Source organism: Streptomyces sp. NPDC045846 (assembly GCF_056431605.1).
On the sequence record NZ_JBWKKJ010000022.1, the window covers coordinates 66,463 to 79,875 of the forward strand.

At 65.7% G+C, this 13,413-nt stretch carries 11 protein-coding genes; 1 reads left to right on the top strand and 10 read right to left on the bottom strand.

The genetic code is table 11. The features are described 5' to 3' along the window. Positions 1–97: 97 nt before the first annotated feature. The 10 genes from AC07F3_RS38300 to AC07F3_RS38345 all read right to left on the bottom strand — a co-directional run bounded on the left by AC07F3_RS38300 (position 98) and on the right by AC07F3_RS38345 (position 11,746). A complete protein-coding gene (locus AC07F3_RS38300; RefSeq protein ID WP_479119471.1) occupies positions 98–877 on the bottom strand; it encodes a hypothetical protein in 780 nt (259 codons plus the stop codon). Positions 878–994: 117 nt separating this feature from the next. After that, complete coding sequence (locus AC07F3_RS38305; RefSeq protein WP_479119473.1) at positions 995–5,065, bottom strand: SGNH/GDSL hydrolase family protein; 4,071 nt, start codon at positions 5,063–5,065, stop codon at positions 995–997. 180 nt (positions 5,066–5,245) lie between these two features. Then, positions 5,246–5,641: an AMIN-like domain-containing (lipo)protein gene (locus tag AC07F3_RS38310; protein WP_479119474.1), complete on the bottom strand. Its 396-nt coding sequence runs from the start codon at positions 5,639–5,641 to the stop codon at positions 5,246–5,248. 504 nt (positions 5,642–6,145) lie between these two features. Continuing rightward, on the bottom strand, positions 6,146–6,805 hold the full coding sequence (locus AC07F3_RS38315; RefSeq protein ID WP_479119476.1) for a hypothetical protein: 660 nt from the start codon (positions 6,803–6,805) through the stop codon (positions 6,146–6,148). 159 nt (positions 6,806–6,964) lie between these two features. Beyond that, complete coding sequence (locus AC07F3_RS38320; RefSeq protein ID WP_479119477.1) at positions 6,965–7,498, bottom strand: hypothetical protein; 534 nt, start codon at positions 7,496–7,498, stop codon at positions 6,965–6,967. Between the two features lie 322 nt (positions 7,499–7,820). Continuing rightward, positions 7,821–8,729 (bottom strand): hypothetical protein, encoded by a 909-nt coding sequence (locus AC07F3_RS38325; protein ID WP_479119479.1) that lies wholly within the window; start codon positions 8,727–8,729, stop codon positions 7,821–7,823. A gap of 46 nt (positions 8,730–8,775) precedes the next feature. Then, positions 8,776–9,252 carry a hypothetical protein gene (locus AC07F3_RS38330; protein ID WP_479119480.1) on the bottom strand — a complete coding sequence of 159 codons (477 nt, stop codon included), beginning with the start codon at positions 9,250–9,252 and terminating at the stop codon, positions 8,776–8,778. Positions 9,253–9,954: 702 nt separating this feature from the next. Further along, complete coding sequence (locus AC07F3_RS38335) at positions 9,955–10,275, bottom strand: hypothetical protein (protein WP_479119481.1); 321 nt, start codon at positions 10,273–10,275, stop codon at positions 9,955–9,957. 56 nt (positions 10,276–10,331) lie between these two features. Beyond that, on the bottom strand, positions 10,332–11,177 hold the full coding sequence (locus tag AC07F3_RS38340; protein WP_479119483.1) for a transposase: 846 nt from the start codon (positions 11,175–11,177) through the stop codon (positions 10,332–10,334). A 197-nt stretch (positions 11,178–11,374) separates the two neighbouring features. Continuing rightward, a complete protein-coding gene (locus AC07F3_RS38345) occupies positions 11,375–11,746 on the bottom strand; it encodes a VOC family protein (protein ID WP_479119485.1) in 372 nt (123 codons plus the stop codon). 648 nt (positions 11,747–12,394) lie between these two features. Between AC07F3_RS38345 and AC07F3_RS38350 the strand changes: the two genes are divergently transcribed. After that, positions 12,395–13,336: an acyltransferase family protein gene (locus tag AC07F3_RS38350; RefSeq protein ID WP_479119487.1), complete on the top strand. Its 942-nt coding sequence runs from the start codon at positions 12,395–12,397 to the stop codon at positions 13,334–13,336. The last annotated feature ends 77 nt before the right edge of the window (positions 13,337–13,413 follow it).

The following is a 13,413-nucleotide window of genomic DNA, read 5'->3' on the forward strand; positions in this document are numbered from 1 at the left end:
TCACGGCAAACGCGTTCAGGACGCGACGCCCCTGCCATGTACCGCCCGTCGGCAGTGGTCGCCGGATTCCCGAGAAGAGGAAGTGGGGCCGCGCCTGCTACCGCGGGACAATCGTTTTGCCCTTCTTGGACACGATGTAGTAATCAACATTGGATATTTGCAACCGGAATACCATCCCGTACTGCTTTCGAATGTCTTCCACGGTTCGTCCTGCGGGTTCGCGCAGGCAGCGGACTGTAGGCGGGTCATTGTCCGGGCATACCGTGTCAGTGATCAGGGTTTTCTGGCTGCTGCGGAGAGTGTCCCAGGAGAGGTGCTGATTGTCGGCGTACAGGTTGGCCGGTTCCGAAGTGCTGGGGCTGTTGGGATTGGGGCCGGCCCCCCGGTAGTAGTCGACCAGGGAACTGCGTCCGTCGGGGCCGTGGTGGAACGGGATGGTGTCGAGCGGGTTCGGCGTCTTCTGGGCGCGGTCGCCGCCTGTGAGGATTCCGTCCAGGACGTCCGCGATACGGTGCGGGTCAGCGCCGTAGTAGGCAGTTATCCGCATGTCGCAGCGGATCTTGTACTCGTCGTCGCCGTCCTGGAAGAATGCTTCCCGGGCCTTCCCTCCGGCGCAGACGTCGTTGATTGTGACCAGGCCGAGGGTGAGGGGCGTGTCCTTCGCGTACGCGTTCACAGTGGCCCGAAGCCGGTCTTCGACCTTCTTCCGGTTCTGCTGAGCCTGCGGACTTCCTGCCAGTTTGCGTACCTCTTGCGGGGATGTGGCCCGATCCTCAGCCGAGCATGCCGAGAGCGCGAAGACGAGCAGTACGCCAAGAGAGCGCGTGAAGGTCTCACGCGCGGCGGTTAACGCGGGCAGGGCCCTCTTCAAGTTCATGGGTCCATTGTGGTGGTGCAGTTCGCTGAGTCCATCCGTACAGGTACTCATACGGGCCGGGGCGTCCATGCCGCCCCGGGGCGCCCATGCCTGGGCCCCCGGGGCGGCTGGGGGTTGCTAGATGCCCATCTGCTTCATCTTCCGTTCCAGGGCGTTCGCGTAGAGGCGCGCGCCTCCGATCTTCGGGTGGAACGACTGGGCAGACAGGCCGTACTTGCTGATGAGCGGCCAGTCCCTCCATGGTTTGTCCGACTTGGTGAGAGTCAGCACAACCCCGTGAACCTGCTCCGGGTCGCCGCAGACTCCTTGGTTGTGGAAGTCATCCTTGGGATCGGCGAACTCCACCTGCACCCCGGTCTTCTTCGCGTCGTCCGCAGCGCCTTGCATCGCGGTAGCGAGGACTCCGGCGACGTCGTTGAGCCACCCCGATGACGCGGAGGAGAGTCCGAGGTCGGGGAGGCCGGGGGGCGTGGGGATTTTGAGGCAGGACCCGTCGTTGGAGATCAGTGGCGGGTAGCCCATCAGGACTATCTTCGCGTTCGGAGCTCGGTTGTGGATCTCCTGCAGTGTCGTGGTTATGTCCGGGCGTACGATTTCATTGATGATGCCTGGAACGGCAGTTGCCATCGGCTGCCCGAGGAATTTCTCGTCTCGCTTGTCAACGTCCTTGTCGGTCTTGTCCCATGTCTTCTTGCTGCAGCTGTCGTCCCCGCTGGTCAAGAGGCATTTCTGGAAGATTTCCGAGAAGCGCGCATCGTTGCCGCCGATGGAGATCGTGACCAAGCTTGTGCTGCGGTTCAAGTAGCCCTGTTGGAGCTGCGGTAGCTCTCCGGGGTTTCCTTGCGTTTTGTTCAGCACGTTGTAGGTGCGTGCCCCTGAGCAGGCTATGAGGTGGTAGTCCATGCCGTCGTCGGAGCTGTCGTCGAGTGCTCCGATCGACTTCGAGGCTCCGGGCAGTGCAGCTTGCCTCGACCATGCATAAGGGGACCGATGGCAGGCATTGCGGGACGGGTCGTCGTCGTCCTTGGTCTTGTTGCGATAGTTGGTTTCCGGGTAGTAGTCGCGGTCGCCTTCGGAGGCGCCTTCGCCCGAGGAGTAGGAGTCGCCCAGGGCGACGACCATGTTCTTCGGCTTGCCGGGCAGTGGCTGGAAGGCCACTGCCCCCCATGCGACGTCGTCGTCTGCCGTGCCGTCATTGGTGGTGTTCGACAGTTTCACCTTCGGCGTGCCGATGAAGTGGAAGACGCCCAGGCTGACCCAGCGGCCGGCCCGCTGCTGCACCGTGCGTTTGGGGTCGACGTGATCGAACTCGTCGGAAAGGTCGGTGTTGAGGATCGTGTAGGCGGCCTGTTGGGTCTGGGCGCCGGTGTCGGGCAGGTGGACGGAGACGCGGGCCCAGGCGGGGGCTTGGTTGTCGAGGCTCCAGGTGCCGTCGATGGACATGCGACCGCCGTCGCCCCCGAGGTGACTGGCGTCGCGGGTGTGGGTGTACCAGAAGCGGCCTCCGTAGCCGCCGCCGATCTGGTGCAGGTCTGCCTTCGCCTCGTAGCGGCCCTGGTTGTCGGGGTTGAAACTGAACTGGAAGCTGCCCGCTGAACTGATCGTGTTCCCGCAGTTGGCCCAGTCCGACGCTCCGTTGCCCCAGGTGGGCGTCCCGTTGGGCACCGGGGCAACAATCGCAGCGCCGGGAGGGCCCCCACTGCAGACCGGCTCGCCGGTTTGCAGGCGCGTGCCGCGACCTGGCTCCGCCACCAGCGTCTGGTACTTGATGGCTTCGTGGCCGCAGGTGGTGGCGCACTGGGCTTTCCAGCTCACGTTGGGCTGGTTCCACCAGAACTTCGCGTAGCACGCCTTGGTGGGGCAATTCGGCGGCGAGTCCGCGTTGCAGCCGTTCTGGCTGTTGCAGAACACCTCCGGGCGTGGCTGCGCGTTGACGCGGTCGGTAGGCGTGGTCCACCAGGCGGGCCGGAACCCGGCCGAGGAGAACCCTTTCTCGCCGGGCCAGTCCTGGCGGCCAGAAGTGGCGTAGGAGTAACCCGTGTCGATGGACCAGGCGGCCCAGCCGATCACCTTCTCCTCGTACGGCCACCACTCAGGATGCGCCGCGTCCTTGTTCGCGTCCGGCCCGTCCACGTCGGTGTTCATGAACGGGTGGCCCCAGCTCTTCTGGTAGACGGGGTTGGCCGGGTTGTTGAACCAGCCCAGGCCCCAGTTCCCACCGTGGTCCGGATCCGACGCCTGGGAGGGCGGATTGAAGCCGAGGTTGTAGTTCCACACGGCGGTGAACCAGTTCTCCACCATGGACGGGTCGTCGTTGTTGACGGTGACCTTCTGCCCGTCCTGGTGCACCTCGTTCCACTTGTCAGCCAAGATCTTCATGGACGCCGCGATGTTCGTCGCGTAGTCGACCGCGACGAGCTTCTGCAGGCCGGGCGCCATGACGATCCCGTCGTCCTTCTTGTGTTCCGGCAGGCGCATGCCGTCCGTGACCTGGCCGACGCCGTAACCGCAGTCGGACTTCTCCCAGTTGATCCTCCAGTAGGCGGAGGAGTCGTGGGGGTCGGCCTTGTGACCGTAGTAACCGTCCGTCGCAGCCAGCGGGTTACCCATCTGCCCGGGGATCGCGCCCGACTCGGCCTGCCACAGGTTCGACTCCTGCGCCATGATGCCGAGCAGCACGTTCGCCGGGATCTTGCCGCCGCCCGTCAGCGTGGGCGGCGGGAACAGGCCCTGAGGATCCACGGTGCCCCAGCCGGCCTGGTCCCGGTAGCCGCCCTGGCGGAGGTAGGTGCCGCGCAGCTGGCCGCGCACGGCCATGTCGACGGCCCATTCCACCTGGTTCGGGGTGGGCTGCAGCGCCTGGAGACTGACGTCGTTGCGGGAGACGGCGCACCAGCGGTCGGGATCCGTCGGGTCGTTGGACGCAGATGCCGCGGCCGTCTTCGACGCACCGGTGAGGGCGCTCTTCGTTCCGGAAGCCGCAGCGAGGACCGGGGAGGGGATGGTGCCGGAGCCGTCCGCAGCTTGCTGCTGCACGCTCTGGGTGAGCTTGGTTCCGGTGGTGGTGGCGGTGCTGGTCACCGTTGCCGGTCCGCTGCGGTCGGTGGAGGCCGGAGCTTGCGGGGCGGGTTCCTCGGGCTTGGTGAAGCCCTTGCCCGCGTCCTTGATGTGCGCCAGGCCGGCGCGGACCCCGGGTGTGAGGACCGGATCGACGGCCAGGCGGCCGTGGGTGGAGATGTCGACGTTGGCGGGGGCGTTGATCCGTGTGACCCCGGTTCCCGCTGAGTCGCGGATGGCCGTGGGATGCCCGGTGAGGAAGGCCTTCCCTGCCTCGCCCTGCGCCAGGTCCAGGTCCCCGAGTCGTCCCGAGGCGAGGACTGACGGCTTGCCACCGCCTGTGAACAGTTTGGCGGTCGCTGCGGAGTCGCCGTTGCGGTCGACGAAGGCGACCTTGCCGTTGGTCGTGGGGCGGATGTCGAAGGGGACGCTGTCGGCGTCGGCGAGGTTCTTCACCGTGCCGGAGTGGTCGAGATGGACCAGGTGTTTGCCAAGTCCCGCGACCGCGCCGTCCTTCACCGGAACCGCGCTGGTGATCTCGCCCTTTGCTGCGGCCGTTGCCGTGGTTTTCCCGGCGGTGTCCACCGTCATGATTCGCGTGCGCGTGCTGGCGGGGTCGTTCATGTCCCGGAAAGCGGTAAACGCAGCGGTGTGGGTTGTGGTGTTGCAGGACGGGTCGAAGTAGGCCAGTGACGCCGTGAACGGCAGCTTCGTCACATGCCCGGTCGCCAGGTCGACGATTGCGGTGAACGCGCCGCCCTGCATGAGGTCCGGCTTGTTCGTGAAGGCGCGCGGAGCGTAGACGACGGCGGCGTGCTCGTGGTCCATCAGACACTGGTTGCCGATCCACGAGTCCGCCGGCATGCCCGGCTCCGACAGCGTCGCCGCTGACTTCCACGCATACGCCCCGCTGCTGTCGGCGACCAGGATGTGCAGGCCGTCCGCATCGGCGGCGGCGGTCACCGCCCGGTCCGGGCTGGACTGCCAGTCCGAACCGAGCTTCTGGCCCGGATCCTCGACCTGGGCGGGCGGCGCCGACGGCGGCGCGGGGCTGGCCGTCGGGCCCGGTTTCGGTATGGCGACGGCGGGGACGGCCTGGAGCAGGCCGCCGGTCAGCGCCGCGACCGCCACCACGGCTGCTAACGGCGCGCGGGTTCTCTTTCTGACTCTCACATGATCACTTCCCCGTGGATGGAGGGAGGGTGTCCCGCGCCCCGACAGGGCGCGGCGAAGACCCGCCCGCCCGTGCGCGGGGCACGAGGCGGGCGGGAGATTGTGGGGTCGGGCCGCCCTTTGCGGGGCGTCGCCGGGCTAGTGGTAGACGTCGACGACGATGCGGTTCGGCGCAGTGAGGGTGGAGACCTGGTAGCGGGTGTAGTCGCCCAGCGAGAGACCGAATCCGATGTGGCCCTCGAAGTCGCCGGTCAGCTGCACGCCCTTGAGCGAGGGCAGTGCGATGGGCTGCACCGTGGGCGTGGTGTAGGCATCAGGGCCGCTCGAGCGAGCCTCGGCCGGGGAGACATCAAGGAGCAGGTAGGACTTGCCGGTGATCGCCAAGTGCCGGGTCTCGCCAACAGCTCCTGGGATGTAGGAGCCGTCCGTCGAGACCTGGGCCTGCACGGCGGGCAGGGAGACGTTGTCGCTCAGGTCGAAGACCAGGCGGTCATAGTCCAGGTGGCCTCCGGTCCGGGCGTCCAGAATGCACACGTGCTCACACGACGTGGCTGGTGCCGTCGCCGCCTGGGCGGGCGCTGTCGCGGCGGTGAGGACACCGGTCACAGCAAGTGCCGAAGCGGCAAGGTTTCGGGCAGTACGGGAAAATGACATGGTTGGCCCCCTGAGTCGACTGTGGTGGGCGAGGCATTACGGGTGAGGCTCGGCACGGGCATTTGAACGGCGTTGAACTTGTGCGGCAAGCGAGGCGGTGCCGTGCGCCATGCACTGCAGACGCGGCGGCGTACATCCCGCAAACGGCAGGAGACGGCCGCTAAGAGATGGAGGGCAGCTGCGCCAAGCATGACGCGGCCGGCGACGTCACTTGTTGTGGCAAAGTCCCTGCCGGCTGCCAGGCTCTACCTCTTGTACGCGGCGGTGCGCATCGTCCTGTCCTTCGGCGACCGAGGGGGCCGTAAACGGTGCGGTTCCTGGACTACCTAGGATCGCGGCGTCTCGTGGTGACCGAGCAATTGCAACCCGGAGGCCACGTGCTGGTCATCTGGCGACCTCCTGCTTGCTGACGTGTTCGATCGTCACGACGGGATGATCAGGGGCCGACTTGCCCGGAACCTGAGCCGTCAACTCCGTTGGCCACGACGAGCCGGGGTAGAGGCCTACGACATCGGTATCGATGTGCACCGTCACATCGAAACCGTCCGAGCCCTGGATACGTACATCGGCCTGGTAGAAAGCCCGCCGACTACCGCTGTTGGTGATCTTCACCGGTACGGTCAGGGCGGATCCTTGACGTACGGGTGCATAGACGGTGATGTCACCGTCGATCACGCTGGGCTTGCCGAAGTTCTCATCGTTTCCTGCTGTTTGGCCGGGTGCCGGATGCCTGGCCGGGGTGCCGCTCTGGGGGGCAGCCGCAGCACGTTCACGTGCGGCCCTGTCTGCTGCTTGAGCCGAACTCACCGCAGTTGGCGACGGCGGTGCCGAAGGACGCGCATCGACGGACGCCGACGGTGAAGAGGACGAGGATTCCGCTGTCGATGGCAGCGCACTGGAGGGCAGGCTACTGTCGGGGCGCTTGCCGTCGGTGTGAGCACTGCTGCAAGCACCCGTCAGCGTTACGGCTGTCAGGACCAGCACCGCACTGCCTATCTGCGTCCGGTGGCGCACGCTGGCGAACTTCCCCTTGAGGTCGGGCATTTGCGTTCCTTGGTCGGCGGTGTGTCCTGGGTTGAGGATGCGAGCTTGATGCCGTCGCCCACATCGCGCCGGGCTGGCCCGCATCCTCACGAAGTGGGTCCAACCACTTCACCACATCAGGGTCATGCCAAGTCCGGTGCGGCGGCAGACCATCGGAAATCAGTCACACGGCACAGCCGGTGCCACGCGGTTGATGAGGGCGGCGCTGTCGCTGGTGCCCGCCGAATCCTTCATGATCGCGGTGATTCGTGCGCAGAAACCGTAGGTCACCCGAACCGGACCTGCGTACTGGGTGAAGTTGCCAGCGTCGGTGGAGCATGCGCGATGACCATTATCCGTCTCGCACACCGAGAGCTTCATGTACTTACTGGTGCCCAGGTTGTTGTCGAAAAGGGCACACTCATTCGACGAGCCGTTCTGGTACTGGAACAGGGTCCCGAAACGTCGTGCGTCCGGGAGGCGTTCTACGAGCTCGAGCTTGTAGCCGGCGCCGCACAGGTTAGCGGTGTCCTGTACAGCTTTCGGATCCATCGCGGCGAGAGCCCGGGTGGCAGCACTAGCCTTCGGCGATATGGCCACCCCGGCAATGCTGGGATTTTCGGCTGCTGACGCCTGCGGCACGACGATTCCCAGTGTGGCCAGCGTGGCGGTGGCGACCAGGGCGTGTGTAATGGTCTTGCGACTAATGGACATACGTCCCCCATGATTTCTGCCAGTTGATCGAGCGCACGATGAGCGTCGATCTGCTTGGATTCGGATGGCTGAGGGTTCACTGCGGGAACCCAGCCGTGGTGGTGGACTACGTGGTCAGCTGGCTTCGTGCTTGCTGACGAGCGTTAGCCTGGCTTCGGATGGCTTGGCCAGATCCACCGGGCAGCCTTCCCCGCCGTCCGGCAGGTGGGATGCGGCCTCGTTCGTCGAGGAGTTCGCCCTCGGCCGGACGACCTGCGCCGCACCGATGGAGACCACAGTCGGCCGAAGCGGTCGGTATCCGGGTAACGGCCTGCGTGACGCGTTACTTGGCTGCTGCGACTGCAGTGGCCTTGCTAACCGTGGATGCGTTTTCAGCCTTCACCTCGTTGAGCTCATTTTGGTGAGCCTTGATGGCCTTCGTCTGCAGAGCGGATTCTGCGTCGAACCAGGTCCGCGCCACCGGATAGTGGCTTCGGCATTCCAGGTCAGCCTTGGCCGTGGCGATCTCCAGGCTGGAGACTTCGTGCGGGTTGTGAAAGCGCGGGTCGTCAACCGTGTCCAAGGGCTCCTTGTACGAATAGCCCTTCGCCTTCATGCACGAGGACCACTGCGTGAACACGGCCACGACCTTGGGGTCCTTGGCTGCGTCCTGATAACTGGTGCCTGTGATGGCTTCCACCACCTCGGGCGACCGAGGGGAGGGCACCTGCGCGTCGGCAGCCTCCACGCAGCGTCGCACCTGCTCCTTGTCGGCGTGGGACTTGTCCACCGCGCCGGCCATCATCGCCTTGTCGTACGCCTTCTGCGCCTCGGCGTCAGGGTGGTAGCCACGCGTGGCTGCCTGGGCTGCGTCATGGATGCCGTAGCGCCAGTCGGTCAGGGTCTTGCCACCCACCGTGGGCAGGTCGGGTGCCGGCGTCCACTGCGGGAACCCCGCCGCAGTCATGCACTCCTTCATCAACTGATCACGCGACTTACTGACGAGCAGCGCCTGAGGCTTCGTCGGTGTGTACGCCTCGATCGGCAGTTGCCACGTCGCCGGGTCGTCCCCCTGCCCCGTGAACGGCTTGGCCGGAGCCGCAGGAGCAGCCTTCTGACCTGCGCCAGCAGGTAATGGTGCCGCCTCGTTCGTCGACGATGTCGCCGTAAGACCAACGACCGCTACCGCGCCCACGGCGACTGCGGCCAGGGCGGGGACCGCCGCCTTGATGACCGTTCGGTTCGAACCCATTGCCTTGTCTCCTCTTCTCAACGTCTGCCAGTTCACCGGAGAACCATCAGCTCCATTGGAAGGAGGCATTGTCGTTGTAGACCTTCAGGAACTGGTCGTGGTGCTGCATCGGCCACATGACATCCTGGTTTCCCCAGTACCCGCTGCGCGAGTAGACGTGGGCCGTGTATTTGGGGTGTGTGTTGTCACCCGATGCGGCGTTGTTCTTGATGTGCTGGCCAGAACCGGGCCACGGACTGCTGGCCCCGATGCTGCAGAAGGGGAGGACGTAATGATTCCCGTCCGTGGACGGAACGGAATCGAAGTCGTAAACGGCGTAGCCGATGTTCCGGTACGAGCCCCCCTCTCCCGAGTTGTAGTAGATGTGGAACTGGAAGTCCGACCGGCTGGTATCCGTGCACGCGTCTTCTGCATAGAGGTTCAGATCGTCCGGAGTAGGCCCAGAGGCCGCCTCTGCGGGCGCCACCGCGACCAGACCCAGGGTCAGAGCCGCCATGGCGGCTCCGATGAAACGCTTGCGCATATTCCCTCCCCGTGTGTGGCGACAGGAGGGCTCTCATGCGCTCTGAGCAACCCCCCGTCGCTCAAGACTCATTGAACTTAGTCCAGACCTCGGCGACAGTCATGGGAATAAGCGCTTCGAGGCCCTTCCTGGCCGAAATAAGGTGACACGGTTTGTCGCCAGACTGGCCTGATTTGGAGCGGCTAGAGCCATGGAACAGGGCGTCGCGCCAGCAGAATTTGTGCGGCCATTTGGAGACACGCCGCAGAAACCCTTGCGACTCTGGCCGCTGCGGTCGATCCGGGAAGCGCCGCTCCGGAAGGAGGGGTCATTTCGTTCCTGTTTGGCACTTTTAGAAATAATGTCCCGAAATTGCCAGACCGGGCGGGCAAACTCGCTGCGACCGAACAGGACCAGCGAAACGCAATGACCTGAAGTGAACATGCAGAACCCGCGTGGACAACTTCGTCTGCACGAGCACGGCCCGTGGCAGCTGATGGTGCGGCCCATACAAGGGCCGGGTCGGCGGGGTAGACCGCAACCTCGCGAGCTCCAACGGGGCCGTCGCGTTCCGGCTCCAGACGGGTCTTCGTCGCCGCCGGGCCCTGACTCCGTCGTCCGTCTTCTACCAGCCGCCAGGATGCGGGAGCAGGGCGTCCTGGTGGAGACCCGCGGCCACCGTAGGAGGGCCGGGCTGCGGCCCTGAGCTCCACGTGGCCCACATCAAGCCCGCGGCATGGACAGGACCATCAAGGCAACCGCCGCCTTCCCCGGCCAGCAGGACCGTCCGGGCCAGGTCTGGCGCAGGTGGCGGATCTTGCTGGGGTCCTCGCCGGTGGTGGCAGCTGGGTCGTCGATTGAGCAGCCGACGCCGTGGTGGAGGACGACGGCCTGGTATTGGAGGCGGGAGTCGGTCCGTAGTGGAAGGGAGTGGCTGTGGCGGCGGATGTGGGCTCTGTAGCGGGCCCACGCCTCGGCGGTGGGGTTGAGGGCGGCGACGATGGCCGACCAGTGTGCGAGGAGGTCGCCGAAAGCGGTGCGCAAGACGGCTTCGGCGGTGTCCGCGCGGGCAAGGTGGGCGTAGGCCTGCTAGTGCCGCATCAGGCAACGTTCGCTCTGTCGACCATTTTACGTAGCTGTTCGTCGGCGGTGTGCTTGTTCCGCCAGATGATGTAGCGGCGGATCATGCTGCCCTGCTCCTTGTGGCTGGGGTGGTCCGTTCCGTCGAGAGCGAAGTAGCGCAGGGCGGTGAACTGAGCCTCGATACGGTTCAGCCAGGAGCTGTTGGTCGGCGTGTAGGCGAGCTCGACGTTGCTGGCTGCGGCCCAGTCGCCGACCCGGGTGTCCTTCTTCGTGGTGAGGTGCGGGGAGAAGTTGTCGAGCACGATCGCGATACGGATCTCCGGCGCGTAGAGGCTGCGCAGGTAGCGGCAGAACTCCAGGAACCTCGTGCGGTTCTTTCTCGGCTTGATGTGCCCGTAGAGCTTGTCCCGGGCCGTCGTAGGCAGCGAACAGGTGCCTGACTCCGCGGGGGCGCGTGTAGGTCGCCCGGCGGCGGGGCCGGGGCTCCCGGTCGGTTCGTTGTCTTCGGGTATGACCTCGCCGTCGGCGATCGCGTAGAGATGCTCGACCCGGGCCTTCTCGGCGGCGTAGTCCGGGTCGCGGGAGGCCTTCCAGGTCTTCACGCGTTGAAACGAGACGCCCTCCTCGCGGAGCAGGACCTGAAGGCCCTCGTGGCTGATGTCGTCGACCACCCCCTCGGCGACCAGGAAGTCGGCCAGCTTGACCAGGCGCCAGGCCGAAAACGGCAGGCCGTGCTCGGCCGGCCTGGACTTCGCGATCTTCTTGATCTCCCGGCGCTCGGGGAGCGTGAACGTCCTTGGCCTGCCACCCTTGTACTTCGGGTAGAGCGAGTCGAAGCCGTCGTCGTTGAAGTTGTGGATCACGTCCCGGACCCGGTCCGGGACGTGAACGTCACCTCGGCGATCTTCGTCACGGGCATGCCCTGAGCGGACAACAGCACCATCTGGGCCCGCCGCCAGGTCACCACCTGCCTCTGCGGATGATGCGTAGCAGCCGCCGCCCTTCATCGCTGTCGATCTCCCGCACCCGCACGCTTCCCGCCATTCGGTTCCCCGATTCGTCAGCTGCGGCTGGTGTCGATGACGCAGAAGCGGTTGCCCTCGGGATCGGCGAGCACGACGAAGTCGGCGTCGTCCGGATAAGAGTCCCAGTCGACGCGTTCAGCGCCCAGGGAAATCAGTCGCGCCACTTCGGCTTCCTGATCGGCGGCGTCGCCGGCATAGAGGTCGAGGTGGATTCTCGGGTGTTCCTGCACGGGCGTCGTACTGAGGTCGAGAGCCAGAGCGGCACCGGAGCCGTCAGCCGGCACCAGTACCGCCCAGTCCTCCTTCACCTCATCACCGCGAGGGACGTAGCCCAGTGCCCGACTCCAGAACTCCGCGGCCCGCCGCACATCGGCGGCCCCCATCACAATCGTCCCGATGCTCAGCATCCGCCGATTCTGGCAGACAGCGACACATCCGCCAGCCCACAACTACGAGGCGAACGTTGCCTAATGCGGCACGAGCAGCGCAGGTGGGTGGCGTAGAAGGCTTCGAAGGCGGGAGGGAGCATGAGCGCCGACGGGCGGGTTGGGTGAGGCGCATGGTGGAGCCAGGGCGGGTTTGTTGTCGTCTTCGCCGTCATGGTCCTGCCCGCCTGGATCAGCGCCGATGGCGCAGTAGCGAGATCGGTTCTGGCAGGCTGCTCAGAGGACATCCTCGACGCCCGCGGCGGAGTATCGCCCACCCCCACTCCGCCGGCGCCACGTCAACATGCTCGGCCGGTCTTCCTTCCACCTGAGCGGAACGTGGTCCCCGCGGGGCAGCCCAAGAGTGCACTTCCCCTGAGTTACCCCGCAGGCATGGCGCGTGCCTGAAGTTCACTCGCGACGATCCACCAAGACGGTTCAAGGGGGTGATGTGTTGGAAATGTGTGGACGACTTCTATGCTCTGAGGTCGTTCAGGTAGGCAGATGCTCCTCCTGACCCGCGGGCTCCAACGGCCCGGTCGAATCTCAGGTGGGGGTTTCAGCGTGCTTGACCATGATGTGACGGCAATATCCCAAGGGCGGGAGCGTACAGGCCACCGGCGACGAACGTTGGCTGCGCCGACGCTGGCCCGCCCGGGGCGCGTGTTCGCGCTGGACGGGCTGCGGCTGCTGGCGGCGTTGTCGGTAGTGGCGTACCACTACACGGCGCGGGTCGGGAGCTGGCCCAAGAAGTCGGAGTCGATCTTCCCGGGCCTGTTCCCGGTGACCGCCTATGGCTGGCTCGGGGTGCATCTGTTCTTTCTGATCAGCGGCTTCGTGATCTGTATGAGCTGCTGGGGCAAGCCGCTGCGGGACTTCTTCATCTCGCGGGTGGTGCGGCTGTACCCGGCGTACTGGTTCGGGGTGCTGGCGACCACGGTGACGCTGGCGGTGTTCCCGAAGGGCAACCGTCCCCTGCCGTGGACGTCGGTGATCACCAACCTCACCATGTTGCAGGAGCCGCTCGGGGTGCCGTCGGTGGACGGGGCGTACTGGTCGCTCTTCGCCGAACTTCGCTTCTACCTGCTGTTCGCTGTGGTGGCGTGGTGGGGGCTGACCTACCGCAGGGTGCTGGTCTTCTGCTGCCTGTGGGGCGCCGCCAGCATGCTGTGCGCGAAGGCCGATCCGGGGCCGCTGCGGCTGCTGGTGATGCCCGAGTACAGCTGGTACTTCATCGCCGGTATCGCCTTCTACCTGATGTACCACTTCCGCCCGAACCTGATGCTCACCGGCATCGTGCTGCTCTGCTTCGGCGCGGGACTGCCCGCCACCCTGAAGATGTGGCGCAGCACCGAGGCCTATGTCGGTCGTCTCGTACCGGCCTGGCCCGTCGTCCTTGTCCTCGCCGCTTCCTTCGCGCTGCTCGCCCTGGTGGCGACGGGGCGGCTGTCGTGGATGCGGTGGCGCTGGCTGACCTACGCGGGCGCCGTCACCTACCCGCTCTACCTCATGCACCAGATGATCGGCTGGGAACTCTTCCACACCTTCTTGTCCCGCGGGAGTGTCCAATAGACGGCGGATCCGATGATCAAGGAGACGCCTGATGAGTGAGACCATGACCGAGCACGGGGCCGTGGAGGAGCCGGTCG